The following is an 18,962-nucleotide window of genomic DNA, read 5'->3' as shown; positions in this document are numbered from 1 at the left end:
AGTCGGGACCTAAGGCGAGGCCGAAAGGCGTAGTCGAAGGACAACAGGTTGATATTCCTGTACCACCGTAAGCCGTTATGAGCAATGGGGTGACGCAGAAGGGTAGTGACGCGGCCTGATGGAATAGGCCGTCCAAGCAGTGAGGCTGGTTGATAGGTAAATCCGTTAACCGATAAAGCTGGGCTGTGATGGGGAGGAAAATTACAGTACCGAAGGTCATGTGCTCCCGCTGCCGAGAAAAGCCTCTAGCCAGGTGATGGTGCCCGTACCGCAAACCGACACAGGTAGGCGAGCAGAGCATGCTAAGGCGCGCGGAAGAACTCTCGTTAAGGAACTCGGCAAAATGACCCCGTAACTTCGGGAGAAGGGGTGCCTCGGTAGGGTGAATAGCCCGAGGGGGCCGCAGTGAAAAGGCCCAAGCGACTGTTTAGCAAAAACACAGGTCTGTGCGAAGCCGTAAGGCGAAGTATACGGGCTGACGCCTGCCCGGTGCTGGAAGGTTAAGGGGAGTGGTAAGGGGCAACCCGAAGCTATGAACCGAAGCCCCAGTAAACGGCGGCCGTAACTATAACGGTCCTAAGGTAGCGAAATTCCTTGTCAGGTAAATTCTGACCCGCACGAATGGCGTAACGACTTGGGCGCTGTCTCAACGAGAGATCCGGTGAAATTTTAATACCTGTGAAGATGCAGGTTACCCGCGACAAGACGGAAAGACCCCATGGAGCTTTACTGCAGCTTGATATTGGACTTTGGTACGATCTGTACAGGATAGGTGGGAGCCTTGGAAGCCGGAGCGCCAGCTTCGGTGGAGGCATCGTTGGGATACCACCCTGATCGTATCGGAGTTCTAACCTGGTACCGTCATCCGGTACAGGGACCGTGTCAGGTGGGCAGTTTGACTGGGGCGGTCGCCTCCTAAAATGTAACGGAGGCGCCCAAAGGTTCCCTCAGAATGGTTGGAAATCATTCGTAGCGTGCAAAGGCATAAGGGAGCTTGACTGCGAGACCTACAAGTCGAGCAGGGACGAAAGTCGGGCTTAGTGATCCGGTGGTACCGCATGGAAGGGCCATCGCTCAACGGATAAAAGCTACCCTGGGGATAACAGGCTTATCTCCCCCAAGAGTCCACATCGACGGGGAGGTTTGGCACCTCGATGTCGGCTCATCGCATCCTGGGGCTGAAGTAGGTCCCAAGGGTTGGGCTGTTCGCCCATTAAAGCGGTACGCGAGCTGGGTTCAGAACGTCGTGAGACAGTTCGGTCCCTATCTGTCGCGGGCGTAGGAAATTTGAGAGGAGCTGTCCTTAGTACGAGAGGACCGGGATGGACGTACCGCTGGTGTACCAGTTGTTCCGCCAGGAGCACCGCTGGGTAGCCAAGTACGGACGGGATAAGCGCTGAAAGCATCTAAGCGTGAAGCCCCCCTCAAGATGAGATTTCCCAATTCGTAAGACCCCTGGTAGACGACCAGGTTGATAGGTTCGAGGTGGAAGCGCAGCAATGCGTGCAGCTGACGAATACTAATCGGTCGAGGGCTTATCCTACGAACGTTCACCTGAACGTTCACTTCGCACGCTGCTCTTAGGTTAACGTAAGACTAAAGGGGTTTCACAACCGTTTGTATCCAGTTTTCAAGGCGCAACCGCTTTGAACTGATTTTTGGGGCAACCAAAAATCCTGTTTGGTGGCGATGGCGGAGGGGAACCACGCGTTCCCATCCCGAACACGACCGTTAAGCCCTCCAGCGCCGATGGTACTTGGACCGCAGGGTCCTGGGAGAGTAGGACGCTGCCAAGCACGAGAAACCGACTGCATTTTTGCGGTCGGTTTTTTGTTGTTCAAATTAATTGTCTCCAAACATGCCCACTTCTGGAGACAAGTCTTTTACAATCGGATGAAGCGGTAAGCTCATACTAAGAGCAGAGGATGCCTGTTTAATCATGCGGCAGGTGATGTCGATGTTTAGCGTCAAATTATGATTCTCACCAAAGTGTAGGTTAATACCGCCGAAATTCATCAGTGGTTACAAAGCTGTACAGCTTCTTTGGTACACCCTAATCAACGGTATAACTTCACGCGAGTACAAAAACAAATCCAGGCTGCAAAGGAGTAAGGAGTTAATGAATTCCTGCTTTGGAGTCCAACTTGCAGATATAAATACCGTTCGAAAAATCGACAAAAATGCCCGCAAGTCAAAATCTTGACAGCCCCCACCCCCTCTGCTACTATTGCAATAATATACGCGAGGCGAATCAAACGTTTTATGTTAGAAAGCCCGATTTTGCTGGAAAAACATTGAAGGAGGAACATACTTGTGTGGGAAACCAAATTCGCCAAGGAAGGATTGACCTTTGACGACGTGCTTCTTGTACCCCGCAAATCGGAAATTTTGCCGCGGGAAGTTGATGTGTCAGTTAGTCTAAGCGCAAATGTAAAACTGAACATACCGCTCATGAGCGCAGGTATGGACACCGTTACCGAATCCGCGTTGGCGATTGCAATGGCGCGGGAAGGCGGCATCGGTATTATTCATAAAAATATGTCGATTCAGCAGCAAGCGGAGGAAGTTGACCGGGTAAAACGGTCGGAGAGCGGAGTCATTACCAACCCTTTCTCGCTTAAGCCGGATCATCATGTATATGATGCGGAAGAATTGATGGGGAAATATCGTATTTCAGGTGTTCCGATTGTGGATGAGAACAAGAAGCTGGTCGGTATTTTGACTAACCGGGATTTGCGTTTCATCCATGACTACTCGATGAAGATTAGTGAAGTCATGACCCATGAAAACTTGGTGACTGCGCCTGTAGGCACGACACTCCAGCAAGCGGAGGGTCTGCTGCAAAAGTATAAAATCGAGAAGCTGCCATTAGTGGATGAGACGAACACCCTTAAAGGGCTTATAACGATAAAGGATATTGAGAAGGCGATTCAATTTCCGAATGCGGCGAAGGACCTGCAGGGCAGACTGCTTTGCGGCGCCGCAGTTGGCATCGCCAAAGATACATTGGAACGGGCTGACGCACTTGTCGAGGCTGGGGTTGACGTCCTCGTTGTAGATACGGCTCACGGACATCAGAGGAACGTGCTGGGAATGGTACGCAAGCTTCGTGATAAGTATCCGGATCTCGTTATTGTTGCGGGTAATGTGGCTACAGGCGAAGGTACCCGTGATTTAATTGAAGCCGGTGCTTCCGTTGTTAAGGTCGGTATGGGACCAGGGTCAATTTGTACGACACGCATTATCGCGGGCATCGGTGTTCCGCAAATTACAGCAATTTACGACTGCGCGACTGTTGCGCGGGAATATAATATCCCGATTATCGCCGACGGGGGAATTAAGTATTCAGGCGATGTAACGAAAGCCATCGCTTCAGGAGCGAGCGCAATTATGATCGGCAGCCTCTTCGCCGGTACAGAGGAAAGTCCCGGCGAATCGGAAATTTACCAAGGCCGCCGATTTAAGGTTTATCGGGGAATGGGCTCGATTGGTGCCATGAAAGAAGGCAGTAAAGATAGGTATTTCCAGGAGAACGAAAACAAGCTTGTTCCCGAAGGCATTGAAGGTCGTGTCGCTTATAAAGGGCCGCTGGCCGATACGGTTCATCAGTTAATCGGCGGTCTCCGCTCAGGTATGGGATACTGCGGAACCCAGAATATCGATCAACTGAAAAACGACACCCAGTTTGTACGGATAAGTAATGCCGGTCTGCGTGAAAGCCATCCGCATGACGTGCAGATTACAAAAGAAGCGCCAAACTACTCACTATAAGAAAATCCGCAAAAGTCCATCAAATAGAGGGTCCTTTGGTCTGATAGACTCCTAGACAATAGGGTTCGTATCCAGGCAGGGAGATGGTGAAACCACCGTTTTCCCTGCCTTCTTTTTTCAAATGCGCTCCGTATGTTACAATAAGCAATGGACGATTCGAGGGAGAAGGAGAGAAGACGTTGAAAGCGAACAAGAGACCGGTACGTCTTGTATCGGCAGTTTCCGCTATGTTGGTCGGTTGGCTGTTTGCTATGACATTAGGTTCGACAGCGGCATATGCCGCAAAATCGTATACGCCAAATACGCTAGGTTTAGAGGTATCGTCGGCGATTCTGATTGATGTGGATACAGGACAAGTACTTTATCAGGTTGATCAGGATACCCCCCACCCCCCTGCCAGTATGACGAAGATGATGACAGAATATATTGTGCTGGACGAAATTAAATCAGGTCGTCTCAAATGGGACGATATCGTAACTGCGACAAAAGCAGCCGCCTCAACACCTGCAGATGGCTCCCAAATCTATTTGGCCGAAGGGGATAAGCATACGGTCAAAGATTTATACATAGCGATGGCTGTGGGCTCCGCGAATGACGCTACGGTTGCGCTGGCCGACCATATCGGCGGCACCGAACAAGGTTTCGTGCAAAAAATGAATGAAACGGCAAAATCGCTGGGACTGAATTCCGCCCATTTTACAACTGCTACGGGACTAACCGACACAACGGTTATTTCTGCCGCGGATCTGGCTAAATTTGCTAGAATATTACTTTTGAAGCATCCCGAGTTTTTGGACTACTCGAAAATACCTTCTTACAAATTTCGTGAACGTGATAAAAACCCAATGATAAACTGGAATTGGATGCTGGAATCGAATAAAAACGTTCAAGCTCTCAAGAAGTTTGCTTATCCGGGTGTAGATGGAATGAAAACCGGCTATATCGGAGCGGCCGGCTACTGCTTTACCGGGACGGCAAAACGTGGCGATATGAGACTTATCTCAGTCGTGATGGGAACCTCGTCAAAGGAAGCGCGTTTCTTGGAAACGGCAAAGCTGTTCGATTATGGATTTAATAATTTTGAACGGAAAACGGTTGTTGCGCCGAAAACGGTGGTAAAAAACGCAGAGTCGGTAAAAATAAAGAAAGGCGTTTCCAAGCAAGTTCCGATTGTGACGGCAAACGATGTCTCGTTCCTGGTGAAGAAGGGGGTCGAGCCGAACATCGAGCAGACGAATATTTCGCTCAAAGGCGAGGATCAACTGGTGGCCCCGATCAAACAAGGTCAAGTCGTTGGAACAGTTACTTTCGCCTATAAAGACCCGGACACCGGAAAGTCGATTCAGAATACAGTTAATCTGATTGCATCGGAAGATGTGGATAAGGCGAGCTGGTGGCGTTTGATGTTCCGCTCGATCGGAGATTTCTTTGCCGGATTGTTTAAAGGGATTGTCAATTTATTTTAAAGGATAATGCCGAGCGCTCCACTATGAATTACTAGTTGTCGAATGTGTTTGGATGCTGTAAAATATTTGGTTAGAACTAGTCCGGATATCCAAGGAAGTAAACAAATATATTTGGGCGTTACGTGGAACTATTGCAGAAAATATTAGGAGGATATGAACAATGGAAACAGGAACATCGCGTGTAAAACGCGGTATGGCTGAAATGCAAAAGGGCGGCGTCATTATGGACGTTATGAACGCCGAACAAGCGAAAATCGCCGAGGCTGCAGGTGCGACTGCCGTTATGGCGCTTGAGCGCGTACCATCCGATATCCGTGCAGCGGGCGGAGTTGCCCGTATGGCTGACCCGACGGTTTTGGAGGAAGTAATGAAAGTTGTCTCAATTCCGGTTATGGCTAAAGCCCGTATCGGACATTATGTAGAAGCGAAGGTGCTGGAAGCACTCGGAGCCGATTACATTGATGAAAGCGAAGTGCTGACGCCGGCCGACGAGGTGTTCCACATCGACAAGCGTGACTTCACGGTACCGTTCGTTTGCGGCGCGAAGGATCTTGGCGAAGCTCTGCGCCGTATTCAAGAAGGAGCGGCTATGATGCGGACTAAAGGCGAGCCCGGAACAGGCAACATCGTGGAAGCGGTTCGTCATATGCGTCTTATTACAGGACAAATCCGCAAGGTGCAGAGCTTGTCGAAGGATGAATTATACGCAGAAGCCAAAAACCTCGGCGTGCCGTACGATTTACTTCTCGATGTGCATGAAACCGGTAAGCTGCCGGTCGTTAACTTCGCAGCCGGCGGCGTAGCGACTCCGTCTGATGCGGCCCTTATGATGCATCTCGGCGCTGATGGCGTATTCGTCGGCTCGGGTATTTTCAAATCGGACAGCCCGGAGAAGTTTGCACGTGCAATTGTAGAGGCGACTACTCATTATACGGACTACAAGCTGATTGCTGAAGTGTCGAAAAACCTTGGCGCACCAATGAAGGGCATTGAAATCTCCAAGCTGGAGCCTTCGCAGCGGATGCAGGACCGCGGTTGGTAAAATTAAAGCATTGCCCGAGAATTCGATATAGATGCAGCGTGGATGGTGGAAAGAAGGCATGAACACGATGACGATGAAGATCGGGGTATTGGCGCTGCAGGGTGCCGTGGCTGAACATCTTCGCAGTATTACTGCGGCGGGCGGCCAGCCGGTTTCGGTCAAGCATACCGAGCAGCTTGACGATCTGGATGGTCTTATTATTCCCGGCGGGGAGAGCACGACAATCGGCAAGCTTATGCGCAAGTATGGATTCATGGATGCCGTTCGCAGCTTTTCTGATAATGGTAAACCCATTTTTGGTACTTGCGCAGGTCTTATCGTATTAGCTGAACGAATTGAAGGCCAGGAAGAGGCACATTTGCAGCTGATGGATATGACGGTGGCGCGTAATGCATTCGGCCGGCAGCGGGAGAGCTTTGAGACCGATTTAACGGTAAAAGGAATAGAGGAACCTGTAAGGGCGGTATTCATTCGTGCGCCGCTTATCAAGGAAGTCGCGCCAAGTGTAGAAGTGCTCTCTACCTACAAAGGAGAAATCGTGACGGCTAGGCAGGGCCATTTGTTGGTTTCCTCGTACCATCCTGAACTGACCGACGACTATCGCCTCCATTCGTATTTTCTTGAAATGGCGAAAGAAGCTGCCGATGCGGCCAAATCTTAACCCTAAAGACTGCGAACTGCAGTCTTTTTTCCAAATATGAGAGCTTTCGTGCAAGGAAAGACACTTAGAGAGGGGTTTACCTGCTCGTGCTGGACGTTAAATTGTTAAGAAACGCTTATGATAAAGTGGAACAAGCGCTTAATCGCCGGGGTAAACCGGTGGAACTGATCAGCGAATTTCCCGCAATGGACGCTAGATGGCGGGATTTGCTTCAGGAGAGCGAGCAGCTGAAAAACCGGCGCAATACCGTATCGCAGGAAGTGGCCAAGCTTAAAAAGAGCGGTGGTGACGCTGAGACGCTTATTGTCGAGATGCGCGACGTGGGTGACCGCATCAAGTCTTTGGATGAGGCGATTCGCACGGTTGAGGCCGAGATTGCGGAGCTCACCCTTGCAATACCGAATATTCCTCACGAGAGCGTACCTGTGGGAGCATCTGAAGAAGATAATGTTGAAATTCGCCGCATCGGTGAAGTAAAGCCTTTAGGCTTTGAGCCGAAGGCGCACTGGGAACTTGCACAGGAGCTTGGCATCCTTGATTTCGAGGCGGCTGGCAAAGTGACAGGCTCGCGCTTCGTGTTCTACCGCGGTTTAGGGGCTCGCCTTGAGCGTGCGCTAATTAACTTCATGATGGACTTACATAGCGATCAACATGGCTATGAAGAGCTGCTGCCGCCTTATATCGTGAACCGCGATAGTCTAATGGGTACCGGGCAGCTGCCGAAATTCGAGGAAGACCTGTTCAAGCTTGCGGAGACTGATTATTACCTCATCCCGACTGCGGAAGTCCCGGTCACGAACATACACCGTGACGAAATATTGGCGATGGAGGATTTGCCCAAATATTTTGTCGCATACAGCGCTTGCTTCCGTTCTGAAGCGGGAGCGGCCGGACGCGACACGCGCGGTTTGATCCGTCAGCATCAATTTAATAAAATCGAACTGGTGAAGCTCTGTAAGCCGGACGATTCTTACGAGGAGCTTGAGTCGTTGACACAAACCGCGGAGAAGGTTCTGCAGCTGCTTGACCTGCCTTACCGGGTTCTCGCGCTGTGCACCGGGGATATGGGCTTTTCCGCGGCCAAAACATATGACCTTGAGGTATGGCTTCCAAGCGGCGGGACGTACCGTGAAATCTCATCCTGCTCCAACTTTGAGGACTTTCAGGCGCGCAGGGCCAATATCCGGTTCCGCCGCGATTCCAAGAGCAAGCCGGAATTCGTCCATACGCTCAATGGTTCCGGGCTTGCGGTGGGCCGGACAGTAGCGGCGATTCTTGAGAACTACCAGCAAGCCGACGGTACGGTTATTGTACCGGAAGCGCTTCGTCCGTATATGGGCGGACTCGCGGTTATCGCACATCGAAGATAAATTGTGCAGCACAGGTCAAAATTGGAGTTGCTTATCCTTTTTGGCCTGTGGTACAATTCTAGTTGTCACGTTAAAAAGTGACCATTCATATGGAGAGGTACCGAAGCGGTCATAACGGGGCGGTCTTGAAAACCGTTAGGGTGCAAGCCCACGTGGGTTCGAGTCCCACCCTCTCCGCCAGTTATTATTAAAATGAACAGCGTCCAGGCGTTTAAGCGCAGGGCGTTTTTTTGTGTCCACTTCTCACGTTAGCCGCATAAAAATGCCGCCTCAACCGCATATTATCGGCATGGAGGTGGTTTAACGATGAGTAAAGGCGATGAGCTGCGGATTGAACAGCACCGGTTAGTCGAACTATGGCAGCAAGCACTGCCCAATCATATTCCTGAAACGAGCCGGGCATCCGTACAGGCGGATGAAGCTGATCCGGAGACGCTGCGCATTACCATTCATACCGCAGGGCACCAAATGTACAGCTTGGATTTCAAAGTCGAATATATGGACCGCCGTGAAATAAACGTAACATTCATTGATGTTGAGAAAGGCGGACGTACGGTTGACGAAAGAAACGACATCATTCAACAGCTGGTGCAGGATTGCATCAGACATTTGCACGAATGCGCGCAGACTCTCCATGTGGTGACTAATGCTTAATCTCAAAAGAAGCAGTACCTAATAACCACAAGGAAGGAAGGGTTTTACAATTGATGACAAATAAAAATGAAACGCCAGATAAAAACTTGAGCAATGTCGTTAAGGCTTTGGATACAGATGCGGTTAACAGGCACCAAGCACAGCAGCTCCAGCAGGACACTAACGACCGTCGCCACCAAGACCTGCTGAACCATGATGAACCAACCGATTTGTCTCATCCACACAGCTAATCGATGATCAGACAGGAGGTGCAATATGAGTAAGCCCAAAAGTATTCCAGTCCCTAATCCGGATACTGATGCACAAGTGGAACAAGCAAAAAATCACCATTCCGAGCCTCAAGAGCCGTTATCAGGCTCGAAAAAAACGAAGCAGCAGAACCATTCCCGCCATAACAACGGGGAAGGCTAACGCCTCCCATGCGAAAGCTGATTACACTTAATTCGGCCTCCTTTGTCCACTGGGACAAGGGAGGTTTTTTCTTGCAGGCAATGATCGATTTTCCACTTCCCGAATTGGAGAAGATGGGTTAGAATGAGAGATGCTTGAAAAAATGGGGGGGAAATAGATATGAAAACCATCAGAATAGGGGTATATGCAGTGCTGGCCGTTGTCCTGTTGATTATGGCAGGCTGCAGCAACGCAAAACCGCCGAAAGAAGCGATTATATCGGCATTGACGAAGATGAAGGACGTCAAGTCCTTATCATTTAAAGGATCGTTCGTAATCGACGATGTTCGTATACCGGATAGCGCAGGCGCTGATTCGAACAATGCAGCGGCTGCAGCTGCAATTGCGGGCTTCATGAAAGGCGCTGCCATTAATATGCACGGAGTGATGCAGTCCGAGCCGGAGCAGGCAGAAATTACGCTGGATATGTCGCTTGGCAGTGATGATATGAAATTCAATTTGACAATTCCCATCGTCATAACGAAAGAAAAAATATGGATCAAAGTGCCGCAAATTCCAGGCTTGCCGATTCCGGAGGCGATTGCCGGTAAATTCGTTGAAATTGATCTGAAGAAGCTGGCGGGAGAAAACGGAGCAGCGGTTCCGGACACGGCGACAACGCAAAAGCTGACTCAAGACCTGCTTAAAACCTTATTCGATAATTTTGATGAGAAAACGTACTTCAGTGAGCCTAAAGCGGAAGAAGTAAAAGGTCTGCCGGAAGGTTATAAAGAGGATCAATTTGTACGGTTCGCGATCAACGGGCAAAACTTCGATCAAGCGGTTACAGCCATTATTGATAAAGTCCTACCTCAAATGATTGATTTACTTCTGAACAATGAAGAATACATGAAGACTTTTCAGTTAAAGAAGGAAGATTTGGAAACGGCTAAGAAAGAACTGGCCGGCAAAGAAGACGGCGAAGTTAAAACAGCAATCGAGGATATAAAGAAAAACCTCAAAGTGAATGAGTTCACGGTGACGGGCGGTATTCAAGACGGTTATCTTACCTACCAAGATGTAAGAATGAACCTGGACTTTGTCGATGGTGCCGATACAACGAAGTTCGCCGCACATCTAACGATGTCGTATAGCGATATTAACGAAGCCGTGAAATTCGAGTATGGACTTCCGAAGGATGCCGTACCGCTGGAGCAGCTGCAGCAAATGCTCGGAATGTCAGATATGTCCGGGATGTAAATAGGTCCGTGTGCCGGCATAGTCAAATAGCTTAAGAGCTCAAAGAACTACCCAAAAGGGCGTTTTTGGACTAATAGGGTCGAAAACGCCCTTTTTGTAATTAATTACGAAAAAACCTGTGAGTCCGGAGTACCTGATAATAAGGAAAAAGAGACAAAATTATATATACAATTTGATAGACTTTTTGTATATTTAAAGAAACAATAGAGATTTGTAATCAATTAAAGGGGTATGTCGAAATGTCATATTTTTCATTCATCTTGTTGTCTGCTCCTGAATATATCGTCATTATGCTGTTGACATTTTCCTTCTTTCGAATTAAATTATCAGGATTCTTACCGCATCTTTTATTTATTGCTTTTATACTGGGCAATGTCTCCTATGCAACCAGAGCCGATGTGTCGGTTACTATATGGTCGCCCGGCGTACAGTTCGCTACATATATGATCTGCGTGTGGTTACTATTCCGCATTCCGATATTTTACACCTCAATCATTTGTACGGTTTCATATGTAAGCTATGCGTTTGCCCAAATGTTTATCTTCTTTAGCTTGCAAGCATCAGGCCTAATTTCCTTTGAAGAGGTCGACGACAGCAATTTGATTGGTTATATCGTTCCGGCTTGTTCAATACTGATAACCTTCATAGCCGTGGTGATCATTAAGAAATTCAATTATTCCATTGATTGGGTCCCCAATAATCCTCGCGCTAAAGTCGAACTCACCAGAGAAAACAAGTTGTTTTTATCTTTAGTGATCCTTATTATTGCGAGTTACTTCGTACTTATCTATTATCGTTCAGATTGGCACTCCATGTTTTTTGGAGCCATTTCAATAATAATGATAGTCTTGCTTATCTTCTTGATATATATATCGAAAAAGAGGGATGATTCTAATGATTGAACGGTTTGCGGAAAGACTCGCTTTCTCGATAAACCATCATGCTCAAGACTCCTCCTCCAGCGTAAAAGTATTAACTTATGGGATCATAATGCTGCTTGATTTTCTCTTCATACTTGTTCTGTCTTTAACTATAGGCGCTCTGACAGGGAAATTTATCGAGACTGCGATTGGAATGGGTTGTTTTCTGCTTCTGAGATCGATTTCCGGGGGGTATCATTTCAATACTTCCATGTCATGCATATTATTTTCTACATTCGTTTCCGTGACTATTCCCCATGTTGCTCTGAGTTCTGGAGTCACACTGATCCTGTATGTCATTAGTATCTTACTATTTGTCATCTATTCGCCTTCGAATCTGCAAAATCAATCGAGAATACCAAGTAAATACTATCCTGCTTTGAAGTGGATATCTGTAGGTATCGTCGTAGCCAGCTTCCTTCCTACAATGGAGGTTGTGACGTTGGCTATTTTCATTCAAGCCCTTTCATTAGTCCGTTTCAATCGAAAAGGAGGTGAGACAAATGCTAAAGGTAATTGCTAAGCTTGCCAGTGTAGGGCTTACGCTTATCGCTGTCGCAAGTGTATCGACAGCATCGACTTGGTGGCACAACCCTGTACCGGACGAATTGCTGAAAAAGTAATGTCGTACCGGGCTGGGGTGTAAAGAAATGAAGTTACCTGCGTTTAGAAAAGACTCCAAGGATAACGAGGTCGTCTGGATCGATATACATACGGAAATGCTTATGATGACAATCGATACAGGCGACCTCGTTATCGAAACAATGGACGGGACATTTGTGCTTCCGAATTCTTTGGACGAGTGGGCAAGGATACTACAGTCATATGGTTATGAAAAATCGGATCGAAACTGCATCCTTAAGTTGGATCGGATCGTCGATTATGATGATAAGGCTCGTCTCCTTTATTTCACCGACAGCAAAGAAAACAAACGTTTATCCGCAACTGCGTCAAACCGCAGTTGGGAAAAGATCAAACAGTCTCTAAAGATGAAAAGACAGAAGGATTAATGGACCTTAAACGGCCATTAAGCTCTCTGTCTTTTTATCTGCGAAAGTCTGAAAGCAGGCATAAAAAAATTGCGGTTGGATTCCGCAATCCGGGTACTCTTATGGTCGAGACGACAGGATTTGAACCTGCGACCTCTTGGTCCCGAACCAAGCGCTCTACCAAGCTGAGCCACGTCTCGAAAACTTGCAAAAATGAATAGTGGAGTTAAGCAAAAAAATAATAACATACCGAATGGCTGATGTAAAGAGTACTCGAGTCAAAGCGCAGTTCTACTGATTTGGCGGTATCCGGATGGTGTAAAACCGCTATTCTCTTTAAATAGACGGGAGAAATAAAACAGTGTCATCCCTACACGCTCCGCTATTTCCGAGACGGACAGATCTGTAGCGGTGAGCCATTGTTTTGCCCGTTCCAGGCGCAAATGGTTTAAATACTGAATGGGGGACCGGCCGGTAAATTGCTTAAAGACCTGTATGAAATAATTGGGATGATAATGAATCAGCTTCGCCAGCTCATCTATCGTCAAGGGTTCCCCGAACCGTTGTTCCATGTACTGGATGACGGTATGGATTTTATCGACGACAACCGATGTCCGGTTGAACTTGACCTCGCCGATTTGCTCGACGAAGCTGGCCACGATTTCCATCAGCAGGGCGTTGACACGAAAACTGGAGGCAATCGTGTCATTGTGTGAATTTTCTTTCAGTGACCGGAATAGCGATACCCAGGCGTTCCACTCGTGCTCGCTTGCAATAGTCAGAACATAAGGTGTCTCCATAACGTCAAAAAGACGGATGTCGCCCACTGTCGCCGAAAAATGGCACCAGTATTTGCTGTATGTATTATCATTTATTGTGGAGTAGCTTTGTCGGATTCCCGCGGGCATAAGGACAAGCTGTCTCCCGGTCGGATACATCTCGGTATCACCGATCCGTATAAAGCCATTGCCTTCCTCGATCAAATAGAACCGATTAAAATCCGGTATAAAATCGATATCCTTCCATGATTCCGTTACTTTCGTATGTTCGGCAATCCACAGCTGAATTCGGGTGGAAGACATTAAGTCTTTCCACAACCGGCGGGTAACCTCTGTCATTGATTCCTGCTCCCTTCGTCATGATCAATAAAGAAAAATAGCCCTGCTTCGGTCTTCAAGATCGAGGCAGGGCTGGTTGTATATTAGGTAATTGGCGCGCCCGATACGATTCGAACGTACGACCTGCAGTTTAGGAAACTGTCGCTCTATCCTGCTGAGCTACGGGCGCGCGGCAAAGATAATAATAGCACGAAGCCATTGGTCGTGCAAGCATATAAAGAGGGGATATAAGGATGTTATTACCGTCATTGACCGCTTAGAAGTCTGTTCTGCGGCAGATCGGTCATTATAAGCTTACATGAAAATTGATGTTGTATTATGTCGAAATATTCGCTTAAACGCGGGCAAAATTTTCGACAAGTTTTTACAAAATAGTATGGGTGATAGCGGTATAATTGGGAATGTTACCGATTGTAACCTAAAAATGCGATAGGAGCGACACTAAGCCTCATGACTGACAAAATGAAGCTGCTCAACGAGCTGCATGCGCTTCGCATAAAGCTCCTGGAAGCAGCTGAGGCGCGTGGAAGTTTGATCGATCCTGAAGTACTTGCTATTAGTGAAGCGGCCGATCAGATTATTGTGACCCTGCAGGAAATGCAGAGACGAGAGTTAAATCGATAGAAACGAATATAATCGAATCGATGTTTACCGCCCTCTCAGCCGACGGAAGAATTGCGTAAGAAGAGCAGCACACTCCTCCTGGAGCAAGCCGCCGACCAATTCGGTTTCGTGGTTAAACCTTGGCTCCTGAAGCAAGTTCATTAATGTACCGGCGCATCCGGCTTTTGGATCAGTTGTGCCGTACACTACTTTTTGAATCCGGCTCTGGACGATAGCCCCTGCGCACATCGGGCATGGTTCAAGCGTCACATATAAAGTGCAGTCAATCAGCCGCCATGCCTCCAGTCTGTGACTGGCCTCCCGAATGGCAATCATTTCGGCATGTGCAGTAGGGTCAAGGGATGTCTCCCGCAAATTGTGCCCTCTCCCGACAATCTCACCACCTCGGACAATGACCGCTCCAATCGGTACTTCACCGATTTGTTCGGCTTTCAAGGCCTCAACTATCGCCTCGCGCATCCATTTCTTGTCTTCATTGCTAATATAATTCATATTCACCCTCCAAGTTAAAACAGTATATACACTATTCGACTCCACTTGCTTGTCAGTTTTGCTCGAAATATGCTACGAACAAATATTCGTTGTTAACAGCTTGTGCATAATTCTGTGCATAAGATTAAGTTTGTGCACAGAATTATGCACAAATTACTCAAGTGGTATGTGAATATGGGGAAAACTTTGTGGACAACTCATCAAAAGTCTGATGTTTCGACAGAAGTCGTGTTCGGGATTGCTTTCATTTTACAATAAATATGATATGATCCAAGTAGATAATCATACGTTGTCTATAAAAGGGTGTGTCGCAAGTTGTCGGTGAAAACGAAACTATCGTTTATGATTTCTTTCATCGTGTTTGTCCTGCTTGTCTTGAATGTCGTTTTGAGCGAATATTCGACAAGGGTCCATCTGAAGGCCGATGTCGAAAGGAATATGGATCAAATTAGCCAGCAGGTGTCCATATTAGTCAACCAAAATATTAGAGAAAGTGAATTGGTGCAATCCGTACTCGACGAGAAGCTTAAGCTTCTTATGCCTATAGCTGCAGATAACATGAGACTCCGGATCGATTATGTAAATGACGAATACCTTGCTCAGCTCGTGAAGCAAATGGGTGTGTTAGAGGTCGATTTGCTCATTCGGAACGGCGGCAACTACATAATAAGGCATTCATCCGATCCTTCGAAAGTCGGGAAGAATATTAAAGAATTGGGAAGCGCCGGTCAGGCAATGCTGCAAGAGTTAGACACCCGGCCTGGTTCAGACGAGACTTCTGAGCACGTATGGACTGGCCCGATGATCGGGCACATAGCAGCGTCGGGGCTATCCGTAGGTAAATGGGGTTTTTATGAATCTGCAGCTGATGATTACATTATTAGCTGTTTTATAGAAAACACACATATCGGCGAGTACGGACAACTAAGCGATGAAAACTCTGTGTTGTCCAGCTTAATCGCCGAAAACCCATATATTTTTGAGATTAGCGGGTTTAATCCGGCATTGTTTGGTCAAGCAAGTATTGACAAAATACCCCAATTGACAAGCGCCGGGGAGATGTCGAAATACCCTGTCGTATTTGGCAGCTACAATTACCGGGAACCGGGTTTGGATGAGCAAAGTGTGAAAGAAGCTTCACTCGGTAACGCAGTCTTTCGCTACACGACTATTCAAAACCGGGAAATCATCAAAAGTTTTGTACCGATTCAGACGCCTGTACCTTACGTTGTAGGAATTGTGATGGACAGTGAGCCGCTCGTCAATCTCATTGACGAACAACGAAATAACCAGATATCCATATGCGTTGTCCTGCTTATTATTGTTGTGGTTTGCAGTTATTTCATGTCGGATATTCTGATTCGCCCGGTCCGATCGATATTATGGAAGGTCAATGAGGTATCATTCGGTCGTTTCGATAACTCCATCGAGGTAAACCGTAAGGACGAATTCGGACAGCTTGCACAGCGCGTAAATGCGATGTCGAAGAACCTTGGTATTTATATGACCAAGCTTAAACTCGCATTCGAAGAAAACCGCTCCATGAAAGAGCATCTTGAATCCTTCATTAATCATACCACGGATGCCATTCACGTAGTCGATCTTAATGGTTGCATAACCCAAGTCAACCAAGCGTTTGAGCAGCTGTATGGCTATACTTCTGAAGAAGCGCTTGGACATTCCCTGCCGCTCGTGCCCGAACACCTGAATTTTGAAGAACAGCAAACTTTGGAATCGCTGAAATCGGGGAAACTGTTGACTGCCCGTGAGACGGTCCGGGTCACGAAAGGCGGCGAATGGATCTCCGTTAGTATTACAACATCGCCGATTCGGGACAAGCACGGCACAATCCGCGCATTCGCCAGCATCACCCGCGATATGACAGGCCGAAACAAGATGGAGGAACTGCTGCGCAGATCCGAGAAGCTTACGACTGTGGGCCAGCTCGCAGCCGGTGTCGCCCATGAAATCCGCAATCCGCTTACCACGCTGCGCGGGTTCCTGCAGCTGCAGCTGGAAACGAATAAGCTGAATACCCGGCATATCGATATCATGCTCTCTGAGCTTGACCGGATTAATTTGATCGTCAGCGAGTTTCTTATTCTGGCCAAGCCTCAGGCAAGCAGGTTTGAAGAGAAGGATGTTCGGTTCATACTGGGGGATGTCATTTCATTGCTGGACAGCCAGGCGCACCTATGCGATGTCGTGTTCGAAACAAGGTTCAGTATTGAACCGTGCCTGATTTCATGCGAAGAAAACCAACTAAAACAAGTATTCATAAACGTGCTGAAGAATGCCATTGAAGCTATGCCAAGCGGCGGGCGCGTTCAAATTCATGTCGATTGCAAAGGAGACCAGCACGTCTCCGTATCTATTATAGACGAGGGCATTGGAATTCCGGAAGATATGATATCAAAGCTCGGCGACCCATTTTTTACCGGTAAAGAGACAGGGACAGGTCTTGGTATCATGGTGAGTCAGCGAATAATTCAAAGCCATCAAGGAACGATGGATATAAAAAGCAAAGTCAATGAGGGCACCAAAGTTACCATCAGGCTCCCATTGTGGACGGATGGCGCTGGGACCTCGAGCGAACGCCATCAAAATCATGTAGAATAGAACAAAAGGAGCTAGCCAGTTATGGGTCTTGAGCATGCGCACTTATCCGGCAGGGAAAGCACGGCGCACGCCAATGCGATGGGGTTGGAAGACGTCCGCATACTGGTCGTTGGAGCGACTGGACTGGTCGGTTCGGAGCTGGTTCGGCAGCTTCTTGCAGATAAGCGCTGCAAGGAACTGATTGTGCTCGCACGCAGGCCATTGGATATTGCGGGCGGCGATAAAGGCAGAACATTTGATAAGCTGCGTGTCCTGGTAGCGGATTTTGACCGGATAGAAGAGGCATTATCGGGCGTGAGGGTTGATGTTGTACTCTGTGCACTCGGAACGACAATCAAGAAAGCGAAGACGCGTGATGCTTTTTATAAGGTCGATTGCAGCTATCCGGTCGCAGTTGCCGAATGGGCCAAGCGTACAGGGGTCGTAAAAATGGTTGTTGTCTCGGCAATGGGGGCTAAAGCGTCGTCCAGAATCTTTTATAATCGCGTAAAAGGAGAAATGGAAGAGAAGCTCGCATCGATCGGAGTTGCCGAGCTTCATATATTTCGTCCGTCCTTGCTTCTTGGAGCTCGAGACGAATTCCGTTTCGGCGAACAAGTGGCGATCCGAACAGCGCCGATACTTAAACGGCTCATGATCGGTCCCTTGCGTGCGTATCAGCCGATTAAAGCCGGGGATGTGGCTGCAGCCATGAGGACTGCTTCATTTATTGGCCCCCCTCAGGGTAAGACAAGTATTGTACGGATCTACGAGAACGAAGAAATCGCAGCAATTGCAGCGCAAGACACGGTAAACAGTGCGGGGTGACAGAACGATTGAGGATTAACAAATTTATCAGCGAAACCGGATTTTGCTCCAGACGGGAAGCAGACAAGCTCGTAGAGACCGGTCGTGTGACGATTAACGGCAATGTAGCCGAGCTGGGCAGCCAGGCAGAGCTTGAAGACGACGTGCGAGTGGATGGTAAGCCTATTGGGGAGCATAAAGGTCACGTCTACATTGCTCTGAACAAGCCGATCGGCATCACGAGCACCACGGAGTCTCAGGTCGAAGGCAATATAGTCGATTACATCGGTCATTCGGAGCGGATTTTCCCGATCGGCCGCTTGGACAAAGATTCGGAAGGACTTATTTTGCTCACAAACGATGGGGATATCGTAAACCGGATATTGAGGGCGGAAGGCAGGCATGAGAAAGAATATATTGTCACGGTCGACCGGCCTATCACACCCCGATTTGTGAAAGCGATGAGCGAAGGGGTTCGCATTCTCGGAAGTATGACACTCCCATGTAAGGTGACGAAGGAAGCGGATCGGGTCTTCCGTATTGTACTGACAGAAGGGAAAAACAGACAAATAAGACGAATGTGTCAGACATTCGGCTATAATGTCAGACGGCTTCGCCGTGTACGTATAATGAATATACATCTAGGCGGCCTGGCAAACGGCAAGTGGCGTGATTTGACGAACGATGAGCTTCAGGAGCTGTTTGCGCTTCTGGATGGGTAAGGGATACCTTTTCCCGGGAAATAATTAAAAAAACCAACGCTTTGTCCGGTACAGCCGGATGCGTTGGTTTTTTAAGCG

At 48.0% G+C, this 18,962-nt stretch carries 18 protein-coding genes, 3 tRNA genes and 2 rRNA genes (1 of these 23 running past the window's edge); 18 read left to right on the top strand and 5 right to left on the bottom strand.

The genetic code is table 11. From position 1 onward, the window contains the following. Both KZ483_RS00795 and rrf read left to right on the top strand, forming a co-directional pair. Positions 1-1,543, top strand: a 23S ribosomal RNA gene (locus KZ483_RS00795) (it extends 1,387 nt beyond the left edge of the window). Between the two features lie 136 nt (positions 1,544-1,679). Continuing rightward, positions 1,680-1,796, top strand: a 5S ribosomal RNA gene (rrf, locus tag KZ483_RS00790). Between the two features lie 46 nt (positions 1,797-1,842). Here the strand turns inward: rrf and KZ483_RS00785 are convergent. Further along, positions 1,843-2,016 carry a hypothetical protein gene (locus KZ483_RS00785; RefSeq protein ID WP_220350921.1) on the bottom strand — a complete coding sequence of 58 codons (174 nt, stop codon included), beginning with the start codon at positions 2,014-2,016 and terminating at the stop codon, positions 1,843-1,845. 297 nt (positions 2,017-2,313) lie between these two features. Between KZ483_RS00785 and guaB the strand changes: the two genes are divergently transcribed. From guaB to KZ483_RS00725, 12 genes are all read left to right on the top strand, one after another. Next, positions 2,314-3,771 (top strand): IMP dehydrogenase, encoded by a 1,458-nt coding sequence (gene guaB / locus KZ483_RS00780; RefSeq protein ID WP_220350920.1) that lies wholly within the window; start codon positions 2,314-2,316, stop codon positions 3,769-3,771. Between the two features lie 227 nt (positions 3,772-3,998). Next, entirely contained in the window at positions 3,999-5,237 is a 1,239-nt protein-coding gene (locus KZ483_RS00775; protein ID WP_397376175.1) for a D-alanyl-D-alanine carboxypeptidase family protein, read from the top strand. Positions 5,238-5,397: 160 nt separating this feature from the next. Further along, complete coding sequence (pdxS, locus tag KZ483_RS00770) at positions 5,398-6,279, top strand: pyridoxal 5'-phosphate synthase lyase subunit PdxS (RefSeq protein WP_220350918.1); 882 nt, start codon at positions 5,398-5,400, stop codon at positions 6,277-6,279. A 73-nt stretch (positions 6,280-6,352) separates the two neighbouring features. Then, a complete protein-coding gene (gene pdxT, locus KZ483_RS00765) occupies positions 6,353-6,940 on the top strand; it encodes a pyridoxal 5'-phosphate synthase glutaminase subunit PdxT (protein WP_220353182.1) in 588 nt (195 codons plus the stop codon). 86 nt (positions 6,941-7,026) lie between these two features. Beyond that, positions 7,027-8,310, top strand: a complete 1,284-nt coding sequence (gene serS / locus KZ483_RS00760; RefSeq protein ID WP_220350917.1) for a serine--tRNA ligase — start codon at positions 7,027-7,029, stop codon at positions 8,308-8,310. A gap of 91 nt (positions 8,311-8,401) precedes the next feature. Continuing rightward, positions 8,402-8,490 (top strand) — tRNA-Ser (locus KZ483_RS00755). Between the two features lie 126 nt (positions 8,491-8,616). Beyond that, on the top strand, positions 8,617-8,964 hold the full coding sequence (locus KZ483_RS00750) for a hypothetical protein (RefSeq protein ID WP_220350916.1): 348 nt from the start codon (positions 8,617-8,619) through the stop codon (positions 8,962-8,964). A gap of 50 nt (positions 8,965-9,014) precedes the next feature. Continuing rightward, positions 9,015-9,194 carry a hypothetical protein gene (locus KZ483_RS00745; protein WP_220353753.1) on the top strand — a complete coding sequence of 60 codons (180 nt, stop codon included), beginning with the start codon at positions 9,015-9,017 and terminating at the stop codon, positions 9,192-9,194. 25 nt (positions 9,195-9,219) lie between these two features. Continuing rightward, positions 9,220-9,375, top strand: coding sequence for a small acid-soluble spore protein P (locus KZ483_RS00740; RefSeq protein ID WP_220350915.1), 156 nt, complete (start codon positions 9,220-9,222; stop codon positions 9,373-9,375). A gap of 159 nt (positions 9,376-9,534) precedes the next feature. Next, entirely contained in the window at positions 9,535-10,614 is a 1,080-nt protein-coding gene (locus KZ483_RS00735; RefSeq protein WP_220350914.1) for a hypothetical protein, read from the top strand. Between the two features lie 894 nt (positions 10,615-11,508). Then, positions 11,509-12,057 (top strand): accessory gene regulator ArgB-like protein, encoded by a 549-nt coding sequence (locus KZ483_RS00730; protein WP_220350913.1) that lies wholly within the window; start codon positions 11,509-11,511, stop codon positions 12,055-12,057. A gap of 127 nt (positions 12,058-12,184) precedes the next feature. Beyond that, positions 12,185-12,544 (top strand): hypothetical protein, encoded by a 360-nt coding sequence (locus tag KZ483_RS00725; protein WP_220350912.1) that lies wholly within the window; start codon positions 12,185-12,187, stop codon positions 12,542-12,544. 102 nt (positions 12,545-12,646) lie between these two features. Here the strand turns inward: KZ483_RS00725 and KZ483_RS00720 are convergent. From KZ483_RS00720 to KZ483_RS00710, 3 genes are all read right to left on the bottom strand, one after another. Continuing rightward, a tRNA-Pro gene (locus tag KZ483_RS00720) sits at positions 12,647-12,723 on the bottom strand. Positions 12,724-12,801: 78 nt separating this feature from the next. After that, positions 12,802-13,641, bottom strand: a complete 840-nt coding sequence (locus tag KZ483_RS00715) for an AraC family transcriptional regulator (RefSeq protein WP_220350911.1) — start codon at positions 13,639-13,641, stop codon at positions 12,802-12,804. Between the two features lie 92 nt (positions 13,642-13,733). Beyond that, positions 13,734-13,810, bottom strand: a tRNA-Arg gene (locus KZ483_RS00710). Between the two features lie 281 nt (positions 13,811-14,091). Here KZ483_RS00710 and KZ483_RS00705 point away from each other — a divergent pair. Then, positions 14,092-14,265, top strand: a complete 174-nt coding sequence (locus KZ483_RS00705; RefSeq protein WP_220350910.1) for a Spo0E family sporulation regulatory protein-aspartic acid phosphatase — start codon at positions 14,092-14,094, stop codon at positions 14,263-14,265. A 24-nt stretch (positions 14,266-14,289) separates the two neighbouring features. On the opposite strand, the gene tadA is transcribed toward KZ483_RS00705, so the two are convergent. Next, positions 14,290-14,757, bottom strand: a complete 468-nt coding sequence (gene tadA / locus KZ483_RS00700; protein ID WP_220350909.1) for a tRNA adenosine(34) deaminase TadA — start codon at positions 14,755-14,757, stop codon at positions 14,290-14,292. 321 nt (positions 14,758-15,078) lie between these two features. On the opposite strand from tadA, the gene KZ483_RS00695 reads away from it, so the two are divergent. From KZ483_RS00695 to rluF, 3 genes are read left to right on the top strand one after another with little or no spacing between them, the layout of a single operon-like run. Further along, entirely contained in the window at positions 15,079-17,376 is a 2,298-nt protein-coding gene (locus KZ483_RS00695) for a sensor histidine kinase (protein WP_258881688.1), read from the top strand. Between the two features lie 21 nt (positions 17,377-17,397). Further along, positions 17,398-18,183: an NAD(P)H-binding protein gene (locus KZ483_RS00690; protein ID WP_220350907.1), complete on the top strand. Its 786-nt coding sequence runs from the start codon at positions 17,398-17,400 to the stop codon at positions 18,181-18,183. An 8-nt stretch (positions 18,184-18,191) separates the two neighbouring features. Further along, positions 18,192-18,884, top strand: coding sequence for a 23S rRNA pseudouridine(2604) synthase RluF (gene rluF, locus KZ483_RS00685; RefSeq protein ID WP_220350906.1), 693 nt, complete (start codon positions 18,192-18,194; stop codon positions 18,882-18,884). Positions 18,885-18,962 lie beyond the last annotated feature (78 nt).

It is taken from the genome of Paenibacillus sp. sptzw28, from assembly GCF_019550795.1.
GTDB lineage: Bacteria > Bacillota > Bacilli > Paenibacillales > Paenibacillaceae > Paenibacillus_Z.
This window is presented reverse-complemented; position numbering and strand designations above follow the sequence as displayed.

Excerpts from the sequence above, each read along its gene's own strand:
- KZ483_RS00705 (WP_220350910.1), top strand. The coding sequence starts at position 14,092 with ATGACTGACAAAATGAAGCTGCTCAACGAGCTGCATGCGCTTCGCATA.
- KZ483_RS00735 (WP_220350914.1), top strand. The coding sequence starts at position 9,535 with ATGAAAACCATCAGAATAGGGGTATATGCAGTGCTGGCCGTTGTCCTG.
- KZ483_RS00725 (WP_220350912.1), top strand. The coding sequence starts at position 12,185 with ATGAAGTTACCTGCGTTTAGAAAAGACTCCAAGGATAACGAGGTCGTC.
- KZ483_RS00785 (WP_220350921.1), bottom strand. The coding sequence starts at position 2,016 with ATGAATTTCGGCGGTATTAACCTACACTTTGGTGAGAATCATAATTTG.
- KZ483_RS00775 (WP_397376175.1), top strand. The coding sequence starts at position 3,999 with ATGTTGGTCGGTTGGCTGTTTGCTATGACATTAGGTTCGACAGCGGCA.
- pdxS (WP_220350918.1), top strand. The coding sequence starts at position 5,398 with ATGGAAACAGGAACATCGCGTGTAAAACGCGGTATGGCTGAAATGCAA.
- KZ483_RS00690 (WP_220350907.1), top strand. The coding sequence starts at position 17,398 with ATGGGTCTTGAGCATGCGCACTTATCCGGCAGGGAAAGCACGGCGCAC.
- KZ483_RS00740 (WP_220350915.1), top strand. The coding sequence starts at position 9,220 with ATGAGTAAGCCCAAAAGTATTCCAGTCCCTAATCCGGATACTGATGCA.
- KZ483_RS00715 (WP_220350911.1), bottom strand. The coding sequence starts at position 13,641 with ATGACAGAGGTTACCCGCCGGTTGTGGAAAGACTTAATGTCTTCCACC.
- KZ483_RS00750 (WP_220350916.1), top strand. The coding sequence starts at position 8,617 with ATGAGTAAAGGCGATGAGCTGCGGATTGAACAGCACCGGTTAGTCGAA.
- pdxT (WP_220353182.1), top strand. The coding sequence starts at position 6,353 with ATGAAGATCGGGGTATTGGCGCTGCAGGGTGCCGTGGCTGAACATCTT.
- tadA (WP_220350909.1), bottom strand. The coding sequence starts at position 14,757 with ATGAATTATATTAGCAATGAAGACAAGAAATGGATGCGCGAGGCGATA.
- KZ483_RS00730 (WP_220350913.1), top strand. The coding sequence starts at position 11,509 with ATGATTGAACGGTTTGCGGAAAGACTCGCTTTCTCGATAAACCATCAT.